The sequence below is a fragment of the Moorena sp. SIO3I6 genome (assembly GCF_010672095.1).
The window spans coordinates 1-12,380 of record NZ_JAAHHU010000158.1; the positions used below are offsets into that span (position 1 = coordinate 1).

At 43.2% G+C, this 12,380-nt stretch carries 12 protein-coding genes; 7 read left to right on the forward strand and 5 right to left on the reverse strand.

Going from position 1 to position 12,380, the window contains the following annotated elements; all coding sequences use genetic code 11:
- A partial coding sequence (locus F6K49_RS28710; RefSeq protein WP_293102101.1) for a HAMP domain-containing protein occupies window positions 1–1,409 on the reverse strand: 1,409 nt, incomplete at its 3' end.
- Window positions 1,410–1,626: 217 nt separating this feature from the next.
- Between F6K49_RS28710 and F6K49_RS28715 the strand changes: the two genes are divergently transcribed.
- Window positions 1,627–1,773 carry a hypothetical protein gene (locus F6K49_RS28715; protein WP_293102104.1) on the forward strand — a complete coding sequence of 49 codons (147 nt, stop codon included), beginning with the start codon at window positions 1,627–1,629 and terminating at the stop codon, window positions 1,771–1,773.
- A gap of 333 nt (window positions 1,774–2,106) precedes the next feature.
- On the opposite strand, the gene F6K49_RS28720 is transcribed toward F6K49_RS28715, so the two are convergent.
- A complete protein-coding gene (locus tag F6K49_RS28720) occupies window positions 2,107–2,469 on the reverse strand; it encodes a response regulator (protein WP_070391006.1) in 363 nt (120 codons plus the stop codon).
- A 502-nt stretch (window positions 2,470–2,971) separates the two neighbouring features.
- Between F6K49_RS28720 and F6K49_RS28725 the strand changes: the two genes are divergently transcribed.
- Window positions 2,972–4,174 carry an aminotransferase class V-fold PLP-dependent enzyme gene (locus F6K49_RS28725; RefSeq protein WP_293024824.1) on the forward strand — a complete coding sequence of 401 codons (1,203 nt, stop codon included), beginning with the start codon at window positions 2,972–2,974 and terminating at the stop codon, window positions 4,172–4,174.
- Window positions 4,175–4,507: 333 nt separating this feature from the next.
- On the opposite strand, the gene F6K49_RS28730 is transcribed toward F6K49_RS28725, so the two are convergent.
- The 3 genes from F6K49_RS28730 to F6K49_RS28740 all read right to left on the reverse strand — a co-directional run bounded on the left by F6K49_RS28730 (window position 4,508) and on the right by F6K49_RS28740 (window position 7,578).
- Window positions 4,508–5,299, reverse strand: coding sequence for an ABC transporter ATP-binding protein (locus tag F6K49_RS28730; protein WP_293024826.1), 792 nt, complete (start codon window positions 5,297–5,299; stop codon window positions 4,508–4,510).
- Between the two features lie 347 nt (window positions 5,300–5,646).
- Entirely contained in the window at window positions 5,647–6,465 is an 819-nt protein-coding gene (locus tag F6K49_RS28735; RefSeq protein ID WP_293102107.1) for an ABC transporter permease, read from the reverse strand.
- Between the two features lie 75 nt (window positions 6,466–6,540).
- On the reverse strand, window positions 6,541–7,578 hold the full coding sequence (locus F6K49_RS28740) for an ABC transporter substrate-binding protein (protein ID WP_293102110.1): 1,038 nt from the start codon (window positions 7,576–7,578) through the stop codon (window positions 6,541–6,543).
- 49 nt (window positions 7,579–7,627) lie between these two features.
- Here F6K49_RS28740 and F6K49_RS28745 point away from each other — a divergent pair, with 49 nt between their 5' ends.
- The 5 genes from F6K49_RS28745 (at window position 7,628) to hypA (ending at window position 12,077) form a co-directional block, all read left to right on the forward strand.
- Window positions 7,628–7,801, forward strand: coding sequence for a hypothetical protein (locus tag F6K49_RS28745; RefSeq protein ID WP_293102113.1), 174 nt, complete (start codon window positions 7,628–7,630; stop codon window positions 7,799–7,801).
- 480 nt (window positions 7,802–8,281) lie between these two features.
- The gene (locus F6K49_RS28750) at window positions 8,282–9,052 is read left to right on the forward strand and encodes a Uma2 family endonuclease (protein ID WP_293062748.1); all 771 of its coding nucleotides are present in this window, start codon (window positions 8,282–8,284) and stop codon (window positions 9,050–9,052) included.
- 108 nt (window positions 9,053–9,160) lie between these two features.
- Entirely contained in the window at window positions 9,161–10,138 is a 978-nt protein-coding gene (locus F6K49_RS28755; RefSeq protein ID WP_293102115.1) for a D-glycerate dehydrogenase, read from the forward strand.
- A 340-nt stretch (window positions 10,139–10,478) separates the two neighbouring features.
- Entirely contained in the window at window positions 10,479–11,681 is a 1,203-nt protein-coding gene (locus F6K49_RS28760; protein WP_293102118.1) for an agmatinase family protein, read from the forward strand.
- Between the two features lie 15 nt (window positions 11,682–11,696).
- The gene (gene hypA, locus F6K49_RS28765) at window positions 11,697–12,077 is read left to right on the forward strand and encodes a hydrogenase maturation nickel metallochaperone HypA (RefSeq protein ID WP_293046290.1); all 381 of its coding nucleotides are present in this window, start codon (window positions 11,697–11,699) and stop codon (window positions 12,075–12,077) included.
- Window positions 12,078–12,380 lie beyond the last annotated feature (303 nt).

Below are 12,380 nucleotides of genomic sequence, written 5' to 3' on the forward strand. Positions count from 1 at the left end.
AGGATATTTTCTGATGTCACAGATTTATAAAGAAGGCTGGTAAACTCAGCCAATAACTGGGAGCGCTCCGCTATGGCTTGCTGGAGAAAAGCCTGTTGAGCGAGAGCTTCTTCCTTAGATACGATGTTGTCAGCAAGTTTATTGAAGGTATCTGCCAGTTGACCAAGTTCATCAGTAGCTATGACCTCAGCACGGGTTTCGCGATCGCCTGCGGCAAATTTATGGGTAGTCTGCTGTAGCATTTTAATCGGTTCAGCAATTGACCGCCCCAGCAGAATTGCCAAAAATACATCTGTTGCTAATGCCAAGAACACAACGGACCCTTGTAGCAGTAGGCTACCTGTAAGAAAAGCATTCAGGTCAGATTCGCTAGTCCCCCGCACTAATACTGCCACCGGTTCTCCCTGAGAATCCATTAGAGCTTTTGCTGCCATGGTGTAGGTTTGGTTTCCTACCTTCTGACGGTCGGTAACTAACTCGTCTACTTTACCAACATTAACGACTTTCTCAAGTAGGGATGGATTAGGTAAGGGAATATCAGATTGGGCTTGCTCCCAATTGGCAGCTTTACCTTGGTCTAAGGCTGTTACTAAGGTAAATTCTCCCGAAGGCTGATGCAAATAAACAGCACTGTAGCCTCCGTTAAAGGTTTTCAGGGTTTCCTTGACAATGGGTTCCTTGCCATTAACAATATCCCCAGAAACCAAAGCACCAATCACATCATCAGTTTTTGGGTCTTTTACTGGTGTGACCGTGTAACGAATTAGGGCACCTTGCTTTAGGGCATCTTGCTTCATCAACCCCTCAGGTAAAGGGGGTGATTCTTTTCTCAATTCTTGCCAGCTGACAATTTGATTAGCTGTAATTTGCTCAGACTGCTTGAGGACTTGACTAACCAGGTTATTGGGATTAAACGTTTCTCCTTTCCGGTCAGCATTAGCATTAACAATAATTCGTAAATCTTTGTCCACCAGAGTGGCATATTCAATCTGGCGAGCTTTAACTTCATTCTGGAGAATTTGCTTAACTTGTCCCTCTAGTGATTTGGACAATAACTGATTTCTACTATGGGCAAGAGCAGCTTCAAGAATAGCAGTATTTTCCGATTGACCACGGAACCCAAACCCCATTTGGTTGATTTTAATGTTGTAGTTTATTTCTGTGACAGCCAACTCTGACTGAGCTTGCCCACGTAATTGAGCTCTTCCCCCTATGATAATTAATAATGCTCCTACACCCATCAGTGCAGCCACAGAGATTACTTCGGAGGAAAACAAACCAACAATTTGCTTGGTTTTAACTGGTAAGTTATAAAACCATTGTAGGTGTGATTTTTTGCTTTGTTGAGAGGAAGAAATTTTGAGGGTAGTGGTTGGCTTGATTACCGGGCGCAATTGTATACCTGTCATTAGTGAGTAACTATTCAACTAGAATAATATAGATTTTTTTTTAAAATAATAAAATATAATATAGCCGATATTATATTAATCAGTAATCAGGTACAGACAATTATTTTCCCCCTGTTCCCTAAAATCCAAAACTTGTGTACTTTACCTATTTTTTTGAATATTTTTGGCTCTTCCGTACTTGTTATGCTAAATTAACACTTTCTTGATGCAGTCGCTCATGGGGGAAACCACGGCAGTCGCTCATGGGGGGAACCCCCAAGACCGCGCTGCCTCCCCAAGACCGCGCTGCATCGCTTGGCAAAGGGAGCAGGGAGCAGGGAGTAGGGAGCAGTGGAAAGAGGCAGTATTTATAAATTATTGTTAATTAAATAGCATCATTTCCCTTGTAGAGTAAGCTTTCTGATTTTTTTTACTTGAAATGAGCGCATAGCAGGTACTGAAGAACCATATTTTTTAAATGCTAGCATTATTATGACAGGAGTGTTTTATCTGTCATTTCTATATAAAAAAAACAATAATAATAGCAAGCCAGCTATTATAATAACCGAAATAAATTACTATGAAGTAAATCTATTTTTAGGTATTAATTAATTTATTTTATTTATTTTATTTATTTTATTTATTTTATTTAAGATATAAACTCTTTAAAAGATTAGGGTATAATTAGTATTACTACTCCTAGGACTCAACTGATGAATCAAACCACAGCCAACTTAACAATGTCCACTAGCTGCTGTTTAGAAAAAGGTTTGGTGAGATAGGCATCAGCGCCTTGTTTCATACCCCAGAGACGGTCGATGTCCTGATTTTTAGAAGAACAAATAACAATGGGAATGCTAGTGGTATCCCGATGGTTCTTCAGGCTGCGGCACAACTCGAAGCCACTCATTCCTGGCATAACTATATCTAGAACTATAACATCAGGTTTTTCCGTTACTGCCTTATCCAAAGCATCTTTAGCATCAGCAATACAAATAACTGTGTTACCACTGTCCCGTAGGTATCTAGCCATTAACTCTAACTGAGCCAGGTTATCTTCCACAATCAAAACTTTACTCATAGTTCAATTAATTGGTTGGTGTTTAACACTATAATCTAATCATGAACTTGTTGACTGTTGACTATTGGTTTACTATTGAATGTTGACTGTCCAATAGGGTCAACTCAACAAAAAACGTTCAATTCAATAAACTTTTCATTGACCTAGTCAAAACTAAAACTTTAATAAAACTTTAATAAAACTTTAATAATTAATACGGATAATTAGAACGGTTCGAGCTTACTGCTATGGACTTAATCCAAAGACAGTAGTAGAGTTAGTTTACTGGTGCATACATAATAAAATAACCCCAAGACTAACGGATTAGTGTTAGCTACCGTCAACTGAGGAATTGCTGAAAATTTATACATATGCACTTGACAAGCTAAAGAAGCGCTATAGAAATGCACGAAATTCGCGCTCTTTAAATTAAGACATATGTCTTAGTCCAATATATCCAAAAAATTTTAGCTTGTCCACGGGGCTGATAAGATAAAATACCATGGGATTGACTAAAATGCTCATGACTGGTATATCTACTACAGTAACTCCACGGGACATCCACCGACAGCAATTTCCGGCATTAGCCCACAAAGCCTATTTCAATTTTGGGGGCCAAGGGACTCTGCCTCTGGTATCTCTAAATGCCATCCAACAAGCCTATGAGTATGTGCAGCGCTATGGCCCATTCTCGGGTAAAGTCAATGACTGGGTTACCGAGGAATCCCACAAAACTCGAAGTGCGATCGCATTAGAGTTGGGGACATCAGCAGAAACCATCACCCTCACCGAAAATGTTACCGTTGGCTGCAATATTGCCATGTGGGGGATTGATTGGCAACCGGGTGATCACATCCTGATGAGTGATTGTGAACACCAAGGCATTATCGCTACTGCCCAGGAAATCTCCCGTCGGTATCAGGTAGAGGTATCTACTTGTCCAATTATGGCAACTCTAAATCAGGGAGACCCCACTAAAACTATTGAGCAATACTTACGACCTCAGACGCGATTGGTGGTATTGAGTCATCTACTGTGGAATACGGGTCAAGTATTGCCACTCAAGGATATAACTCATGTGTGTCACAACTATGATCAGAGTAGCCAATTGGTGAGGGTTCTAGTGGATGCAGCTCAGTCAGTAGGTTCTTTGCCCTTAAATCTAACCGAACTGGGGGCAGATTTCTATGCCTTTACCGGTCACAAGTGGTGGTGTGGCCCAGAAGGAGTGGGAGGTCTCTATGTGAGTCCAGATGCCTTGAGCAGCCTCAATCCCACATTTATTGGTTGGCGGGGGATTATTCTGGATAAAGCTGGGAAACCTGTGGATTGGCAACCAGATGGACAAAGATTTGAAGTGGCTACCTCGGCTTATCCCCTGTATGGAGGATTACGTAGTGCGATCGCAATTCATCAGCAATGGGGAACTGCTGAGGAACGTTATCAGCAAATTTGTCAATTGAGTGAATACCTATGGCAAGGCTTATCCAAGTTGGAAGCAGTCAGGTGTTTGGCTACTTCACCTCCCAAAGCTGGTCTGGTGTCCTTTGTGTTGACTAATGGCAAGCGCCATAACACGTTAGTAGAGTTTCTGGAGCAGCAAGGCTTTTTGCTACGAACTCTCCGGGACCCAGACTGTGTCCGTGCCTGTGTTCACTACTTCACCCAGCCGGATGAAATTGATAGGTTGATTGAGGCCATTGATGGGTTTAGTTTTGATAATTAATCAGAAAAGCTTAAGTCAAAGCTTAAGTCAAAGCTTAAGTCAAAGTTTAAGTAAAGATGCACCCCATTAGATAGTCATGGCCTACGATTCACACACATTTCATACTTTCTATAATGAGGGGCTAGTGTTTGCGATCGCATTTGCAGTTAGGTTTGTTTTGTATGAGTTGATGTTTGTTTTCGTTGACGATTGACGGTTAAGGGTTGACGGTTAACTGTCAACCCTTAATATCATCTCAGGATAATTAGCCTTAATAAAAATCTCCCCCATCTCCCCACACCTCCCACCCTCTAACTCAATCCGCGCCGAGGCTCCATACTTTTATTATGGGTATTAAACCGGACTTGATATTACACTCCTACTTACTTCCTCTGGCCTATCCCGGAGCAAATCCATAATTTCCTCAGTGTAGTGATGGAATTCAGGATGACGCTTGATTTTGTAAGTGCGCTCACCCTGTAACTCAATCCGCAATTCCCGTTGAATTGTACCAGGTCGTGCTGTCAGCACATAAATCCTTTGAGACAAAAACACTGCCTCTTCTACATCATGGGTAATCATTAATATGGTGCAACCTGTCCGCTGCCAAACCTCAAGCAAAAACTGTTGCATGGTTTCCTTAGTTTGTACATCAAGTGCGCCAAAGGGTTCATCCATCAGCAGGATTTTAGGATGACAGGCTAGAGCTCTTGCGATCGCAACCCGTTGTTTCATGCCCCCAGATAATTCTTTCGGATAGGACTTAGCAAACCCAGACAGCCCAACCACATCTAAATAATAACCAGCCTGTTCTCGGCGTTTTTGCTTTGGGACACCTTGCAGCTTTAAGCCAAACTCTACATTATGGATCACATTCATCCAAGGGTATAGGGTATATCGTTGGAAAACCATGCCTCGCTCTGAACTAGGTCCAGTCACCGTCAAACCATCAACCGTAATTTCTCCAGCTGTAGGCATATCTAAACCAGCTATCAGACGCAACAGGGTAGACTTACCCGAACCAGATGCACCCACAGCACAGACCAATTCCCCTGTCTCAACATGCATATTAATATCCTTTAGGGCAACAATAGTACCTTGTTTCGTGGGAAATTGTTTGTAAAGGTGATAAATTTCTAAGTGCATGGTTTTTTATTATTAGTGATATTGGTAATTCGGTATTGGGTATTGAGTATTCGGTATATTGAGTATTGGGTATTAGGTATTGTAATTCTCAATTTTCCTGCAAGCCTTTTCCCTTTTGCTTGTGATTACGTAAGCATATGCTGTTCGCTTAGCGTGGGCTTCGACGCTGGGAAGTAGCCCATTAGCTGACAGCTTACCTTCAACCTTCAACCTTCAACCTTCAACCTTCAACCTTCAACCTTCAACCTTCAACCTTCAACCTTCAACCTTCAACCTTCAACCTTCAACCTTCAACCTTCAACCTTGGCCTTTCGGCCACGCTACGCGAACAACCGTTAACAAAAAATCTAATCAATCGCCCATTTACAGGTAAGTCTGAGCAGCAATCGGAAGGATAAATCAATGGCAAATCCGATTAATCCTAGAATAATCAAGCAGGCAAATATTTCATCGGTTTTTAGAAACTTTTGGGCTAGCAAAATACGTTTACCTAGTCCCACTTTTGCTGCGACCAATTCTGCTACAATCACTAAATTCCAAGATGCTGCCATGTTGACTCGAAATGCATCAATAATATTGGGAATCACATAGGGAGTAATCACCTCTAATAGGACTTGTCTTCTTAGTCCTCCCAAAGTGTAGGTGCTTTCAATTAAATCCTTGGGAACAAACTTTACGGCATCCATAATCATTAAGGTATTGAAAAAGACAGTTCCAATGAAAATCAGTGCAATTTTCGGTGCTTCATCAATACCTAGATAGATAATGAATAGAGGGATAAATGCCGGAGCTGGCATATAGCGAACAATACCAATTATTGGTTCTGTTAACCCTCGGATACTGGCAAATGCTCCCATGGAAATCCCCAAGGGAATGGAAATAAGTGCTGCTAACAGAAAGCCAGCAAAAACTCTGAGAATGCTAGCAACAGTATCTTGAATAAGAAAGCCTTGTTGCCACAAACGGATAACGGCTTTACCCACGTCAATCGGTGACGGGAGGAAGACGGAATCAAGGCCAGCAAAACTTGAGATGAGCCACCAAGCAACAAACGGAATAGTAACTGATAGGATAATTAATATCCAGTTTAAGGATTTGGGAATATCCTCAGCAATGCGCCAAAAAACGGTAGGCTTTAGAGATCTGGTTGTCTGGGAACTATTCATTAAAGAGTCTAAGAAATGTGGTGGGTGCGTTAACGACGTGTAACGCACCGGTTTAATTAGATGGGTTATTAATGACTAAGAACGACCTGCGGCATAGGCTTTGACAAACTGGTCATCAAGTATCTTATCTAAATCAGGAACTTTTTGAATAAATCCCACATCCAGCATAAACTGAGACATTTTTTTAGCGGCAAACGGCATATGCTTCATACTATTACCAGGGCTAAATGCCTCTAGGTTTTCTTCCAGGGTAAATATTCGAGTTCCTTCTTTAAACTGTTGAAATTCCTCAACGCTAACATTAGCGCGTTCCGCCAGCAGTTCATCGGCTTTCTTGGGATTAGTTTTCATAAACTCCAGGATATCAAACCAAGTCTTTACTAGAGCTTGAACTTGGCCAGGACGTTCATCAATCAGCTTTTGAGTAACTACAAGTAAGTCAGGGATTGCCCCAGGAAATGCTTTGGAACTAATTAATTCTTTACTTCCCTTTCGTTTTAGGGCAGTGAGCCAAAAGGGAGGAAATGCACCCACGGCATCTACTTTACCCGCTGCAAATGCTGCTGCTGCTGCCCCAGTTTCTAAGGGGACAATTTCCACATCTTTTCTGGACATTCCCTCTTCTTCTAGGGCTAAGCTAAGCAAGAAGTCATCTACAACTCCCTCTTCTATTGCTACCTTTTTTCCTTTCAAGTCTTTCAGGGAATTAATTTCTGCTGTGACAATAATTTTGTCATTGCCAGCAGAGTTATCATTGACCAGAACCGCTACTTCACCATTAACCGCATCAGCAGCAAAAGATATCGTATCATTAAGAGTTTGGCAATTAGCATCCAGTTTTCCTGCTGCCAAAGCTTCCATGGATTCCAGGTAGCCATCAAACCATTTTAGTTGTACATTAAGGCCATTGGCTTCAAATAAACCTTCTTTTTCCGCAATGTACCACGGCCACCAACCAGGCCAACTGCTGTATCCCATAACAATGGGAGTAGAATCTTTAACGGCTTGGGAGTTATCTGAGGGTTTGGTGTTTGGGGATTGGTTGCAGCTAATAGCTAGGACTAAACTAAGTAGAAATACAGCACATAGGGATAGTAATTTGGGAATTTTCATTAAAAATTGCGGCAGTATAACACACCTACACTCCTAGAGTTAGGTGGGAATGAATGCTGCACCTCCAACTAATGGTTTACAGATTAATCGGACACTGGGTTCAAGTAACCGTTTTTTCTGGGCAGAAAATTTTCCAAGTCTTTTCCAGTTAACATCTGACCCAGACACCGATCATCCTACCATCCACACTTCCCTTTCAGGAGTGTTGGATGTGACATGGTAGATGGCTGCTAAAGTTACACCGTCCATTGCCTGGTTGGCTGGGATCTGCTTATTTTTGTCAGCTTTATCTTTGTATAGCCTGATGTTCTAAGGTTAGAGGTTTCCCCAGAAGTGTTTAATCCAGCTATCAAAGTTTACCAAAATTGCTAATGTCTGTCTATCGTTGTTGTGAACAGAGCAAGAATTAGGATAAAGATGCTAAAAACTGTAGTTAAAGATACCAAGTTAATCTAAAACTAGTTCATCCGAAGTTCCCTGATCTAAAGTTAAACACTTCTGCATCCCACCTTGAGTGATCAGGAACCTAATCAATCATTATATAGATTGAAAAGATAAGAATTTATAGGAATTTGTGGGTCTTTTTGTAACGCTTCCCTTGCACCATCACTTGCGCCCTCACCCTATAAGCTCATAGTTCTGGTGTGAGGAATTCTAGTTTGGGTAAAATGCAATCAGCCAGGTCTAACTAAGGGGAATCACCATGCTAAAGTATGACCCATTACAATATCTTCCTACTTCCGAGGAGTTACCCTCTTCTGATAACACCCCTGTGGATAACGAACTGCAAGATTTAATTCCCCACTTGCTCAAAGGGATCTTATCCTTAATCTGGCAACAGCGCTATGACTGGTTTTTTGGAATTGATATGGGCTACTATTACCACCCTAACCAAAGCGCGATAGTTCCTGACGCTTTCTTAAGTTTAGGAGTAGACCGGCGCAAAATTCGTCCCAAGGGTCGTCAAGGACGTTTAAGTTATGTGCTTTGGGAAGAAAACAACACCGTGCCAATTCTAGCCATCGAAAATGTCTCTCAAACCTACAATGGCGAGTACGACCAGAAAAAATTAGACTATGCCGAATTAGGATTCCTATATTATGTAATTTATGATGGCGACAGTTATTATCCACGCAAAGGGGAGCCCTTTGAGGTTCATCGCTTGGTAGATGGGGTGTATGTGCGTCAAAGCGGGAATCCAGTGTGGATGCCAGAAATTGGTTTGGGAATTGGTACAGAGTTAGGAAGTTATCAGGATTGGAGTCGGGAATGGCTTTATTGGTATGACCTTAACGGGAAACGGTATCCCTCCCCAGAGGAAAGAACTGAACAGGCTGAGCTGGAAGCAGCTCAAGAACGTCAACGGGCTATTCAAGCTGAGCAACGGGCTGCGGAAGCTGAACAGAACCTTGATGCTTTGAAAGCTCAACTAAAACAGCTGGGGATTAATCCTGAAGATTTTATGAATCGTTAGCTGGAAGAAGCAGCTAGTAATACCAAAATCCCCTTGATAATCTACTCTACAATCTAGTCCTTGAGATGCAGACGAAAATTTTTATAGCCACAACAACTGACCCACCCGATGTCTCAACCCAAAGTCTTCATAACTCGCCGCCTTCCTGATACCAGACTCGAACAACTCCACCAAATCGCCAATGTGGAAATCTGGCCAGAGCGTCAACCGCCTCCCTACGAGGTATTGCTCAACAAAGTTAAAGAAATCGATGGCTTACTGTGCCTACTCACAGATTCCATTGACCAACAAATCATCGAAGCTGCACCATCCCTCAAGGTAATCAGCCAATTAGCAGTAGGTTACGATAACATTGATATCTCAGCTGCCACCATCCGGGGTATCCCCATTGGTCATACTCCTGGTGTCCTGACTGAGGCTACAGCTGATTTAGCCTGGACGTTACTAATGGCAACAGCACGGCGAGTGATTGAAGCAGATAAATTTGTACGTGCTGGTCATTGGCAGACTTGGGAACCTACTTTATTGCTAGGACCAAACATCAGCGGTGCTACTTTAGGAATTGTTGGCTTTGGACGCATTGGTCAAGCTGTTGCTCGTCGTGGGCGAGGCTTTGATATGGAAATTCTTTATTACAGTCGGCATCGACGGGACTCAGAATTAGAACAATCCCTTGGTGTAAAGTATGCTGAATTCGACTTGCTGCTAAGGGAATCAGACTTTATTACCATTCACACTGCTCTGTCTGAAGAAACCTACCATCTATTTAGTACTCCCCAGTTTGAGCTGATGAAATCCTCGGCTATCTTGATCAACACCGCACGAGGAGCAATCGTAGATCCAGAAGCACTTTACCAAGCTCTGAGGAATGGTCAAATCGCTGCTGCTGCTCTGGACGTAACTAAACCAGAACCTATTCCCATGGATAGTCCGTTGTTGACCTTGGATAATTTGATCATTACTCCTCACATTGGCAGTGCAACTTATCAAACGCGATCGCAAATGGCTACGATGGCGGTGAATAATCTTATTGCTGGACTTTTGGGTAAGCGATTACCCTATTGTGTGAATCCACAAGTGTATTAGAATAATTCCGTTTCCTTGGGTTTTAGGGTCTGTCTGCAAATTACTCGATCAAGAAAAGTAGGGGGTAAGACAGTTGTAATTTATCATTGCTTCCCGTACTTCCCCTGGCTCCCTTGCCTCCTCTGCACCGCTACAGCAAGGGTTTTTAGACCCAAGCAGACATGGCCTAGCTTTTAGCCAACTCCCTGAGATCGAACTCAAGTAAAAGAAATCTGTAGGTTTATCATTTCAGAACCTATCGGTGAGAAGTTTAAAAAATACCATAGCTTTCATGTCCAACGTGGGAATGTAGGCTATAAGTCGCTGATTAAGATGTTTTGAAAACTTCTCGGGAGTGCAAATGACTGAAAATTCTTCTGAAAACCCCTTGTTTGAAAGCCCAGGCAGTAACAGTTCAAATCCTTCTGAGGCGGAACGTGCCCTGGAGCGTGAAGCTCAACTACCGTTGACGGGATGGCAGCAGGAGGTGTCAAGGGGGCTCGAATACGGGCTGGAAGCAGCAGAGAGTATTAGCGATCGCACTATTCCCACCTTTTCGCGGGGTGAACTACCTCACTACGCTGGGATCAATACCTTTCTCAAAGCACCTTATCTCGAAGATGTTCGCCAGGTTGAGGGATACGATGTGGCCATTGTCGGGGTTCCCCACGACTCGGGAACCACCTATCGCCCCGGAACCCGCTTTGGTCCCCAAGGCATTCGCCGCATTTCTGCCTTGTACACTCCTTACAACTTTGAGTTGGGGATTGACCTACGAGAGCAAATTACCCTCTGTGACGTGGGAGATATTTTTACAATTCCAGCCAACAACGAAAAGTCATTTGACCAGATTTCTAGAGGCATTGCTCACATCTTCAGCTCTGGAGCGTTTCCCATCATTTTGGGAGGGGATCATTCCATCGGATTTCCTACCGTTCGGGGTATTTGTCGGCACTTAGGGGACAAGAAAGTTGGCATTATCCACTTTGATCGCCATGTAGATACCCAGGAAACCGACCTGGATGAGCGGATGCACACCTGCCCTTGGTTTCATGCAACTAACATGAGGAATGCTCCAGCCAAGAACTTAGTGCAACTGGGCATTGGCGGTTGGCAAGTACCTCGCCAGGGAGTCAAAGTTTGCCGGGAGCGGGCAAGTAATATCCTGACAGTAACCGATATCACTGAAATGGGATTGGACGCAGCAGTAGAGTTTGCCCTGGAACGGGCACTAGACGGTACCGACTGCATTTATATCAGCTTCGATATTGACTGTATCGATGCCGGTTTTGTTCCTGGTACAGGCTGGCCCGAACCGGGCGGACTCCTCCCCCGGGAAGCTCTGTATCTACTGGGCAAGATAGTTCAGAAAGCTCCTGTTTGCGGTTTGGAAGTAGTGGAAGTCTCGCCGCCCTATGACATCAGCGACATCACTGCCCTGATGGCAACTCGCGTCATCTGTGACACAATGGGGCACCTAGTGCTATCTGGTCAACTGCCGCGCCAGGAAAAACCCTCCTATATTCATCCAGAAGCGCAGCCGGAACTAGTAGATTGGACTTGAAGGTGGATTTCAACAATGCATGAGACTGACATGACTAAGGCACTAATTGTGACCTTGCGCAATTGGTGGCAAGCACAGCCAGAGCGACCCAAAATTTCCTGCGTCCATCTCACAGTAGGCCAGTTCACTGGCGTCGAACCCGTGAGTTTGGAATTGGCCTTTGAAGCTCAAATTCCCAACACCTTTTTGTCTGGTGCAAAACTGGTGATTCAGGAAACTCCCTTAATTGCCTTTTGCCATCACTGTCAACAAGACTATCGGCCTGATATTGATAGTCAATACGCTTGCCCAGAATGTAAATCACCGATGGAAGACATTCGCTCTGGGCGAGAATTAAAGATTGACCGCCTTGAATACTGTGGCTCTGCTGTTGAAACCGATGTACCACAGCTTTGATGCAGCTCTGGAAATTAACCTGCTCCATGGAAGAAAGGCGTTGACCACAATCGCACCCAGGGCAAACCCATCTTTGAGTTGACAAATCGACTATTTTATGAGCTATACCAATAAGGATTAGAAGGGTAATTAAAAGGCGATCGTTTACAGCTCGTAGCGATCGCTTTTTAGTATTGGTTACTAAAGTTTTACAAAGTTTATAACAATCAATACTTTGAGGTTAATAATTTGTATTTTGGGCAGATGATCAAGGAATTTTTGCTTTGCTGAATTGAAGTATGAATGCGCGATCATTTGATTTTG

Bases quoted from the DNA above. Each gene is read 5' to 3' on its own strand.
- F6K49_RS28715 (WP_293102104.1), top strand. From the start codon at position 1,627: ATGGGGGAAACCACGGCAGTCGCTCATGGGGGGAACCCCCAAGACCGC.
- F6K49_RS28720 (WP_070391006.1), bottom strand. From the start codon at position 2,469: ATGAGTAAAGTTTTGATTGTGGAAGATAACCTGGCTCAGTTAGAGTTA.
- F6K49_RS28725 (WP_293024824.1), top strand. From the start codon at position 2,972: ATGACTGGTATATCTACTACAGTAACTCCACGGGACATCCACCGACAG.
- F6K49_RS28730 (WP_293024826.1), bottom strand. From the start codon at position 5,299: ATGCACTTAGAAATTTATCACCTTTACAAACAATTTCCCACGAAACAA.
- F6K49_RS28735 (WP_293102107.1), bottom strand. From the start codon at position 6,465: ATGAATAGTTCCCAGACAACCAGATCTCTAAAGCCTACCGTTTTTTGG.
- F6K49_RS28740 (WP_293102110.1), bottom strand. From the start codon at position 7,578: ATGAAAATTCCCAAATTACTATCCCTATGTGCTGTATTTCTACTTAGT.
- F6K49_RS28745 (WP_293102113.1), top strand. From the start codon at position 7,628: ATGAATGCTGCACCTCCAACTAATGGTTTACAGATTAATCGGACACTG.
- F6K49_RS28750 (WP_293062748.1), top strand. From the start codon at position 8,282: ATGCTAAAGTATGACCCATTACAATATCTTCCTACTTCCGAGGAGTTA.
- F6K49_RS28755 (WP_293102115.1), top strand. From the start codon at position 9,161: ATGTCTCAACCCAAAGTCTTCATAACTCGCCGCCTTCCTGATACCAGA.
- F6K49_RS28760 (WP_293102118.1), top strand. From the start codon at position 10,479: ATGACTGAAAATTCTTCTGAAAACCCCTTGTTTGAAAGCCCAGGCAGT.
- hypA (WP_293046290.1), top strand. From the start codon at position 11,697: ATGCATGAGACTGACATGACTAAGGCACTAATTGTGACCTTGCGCAAT.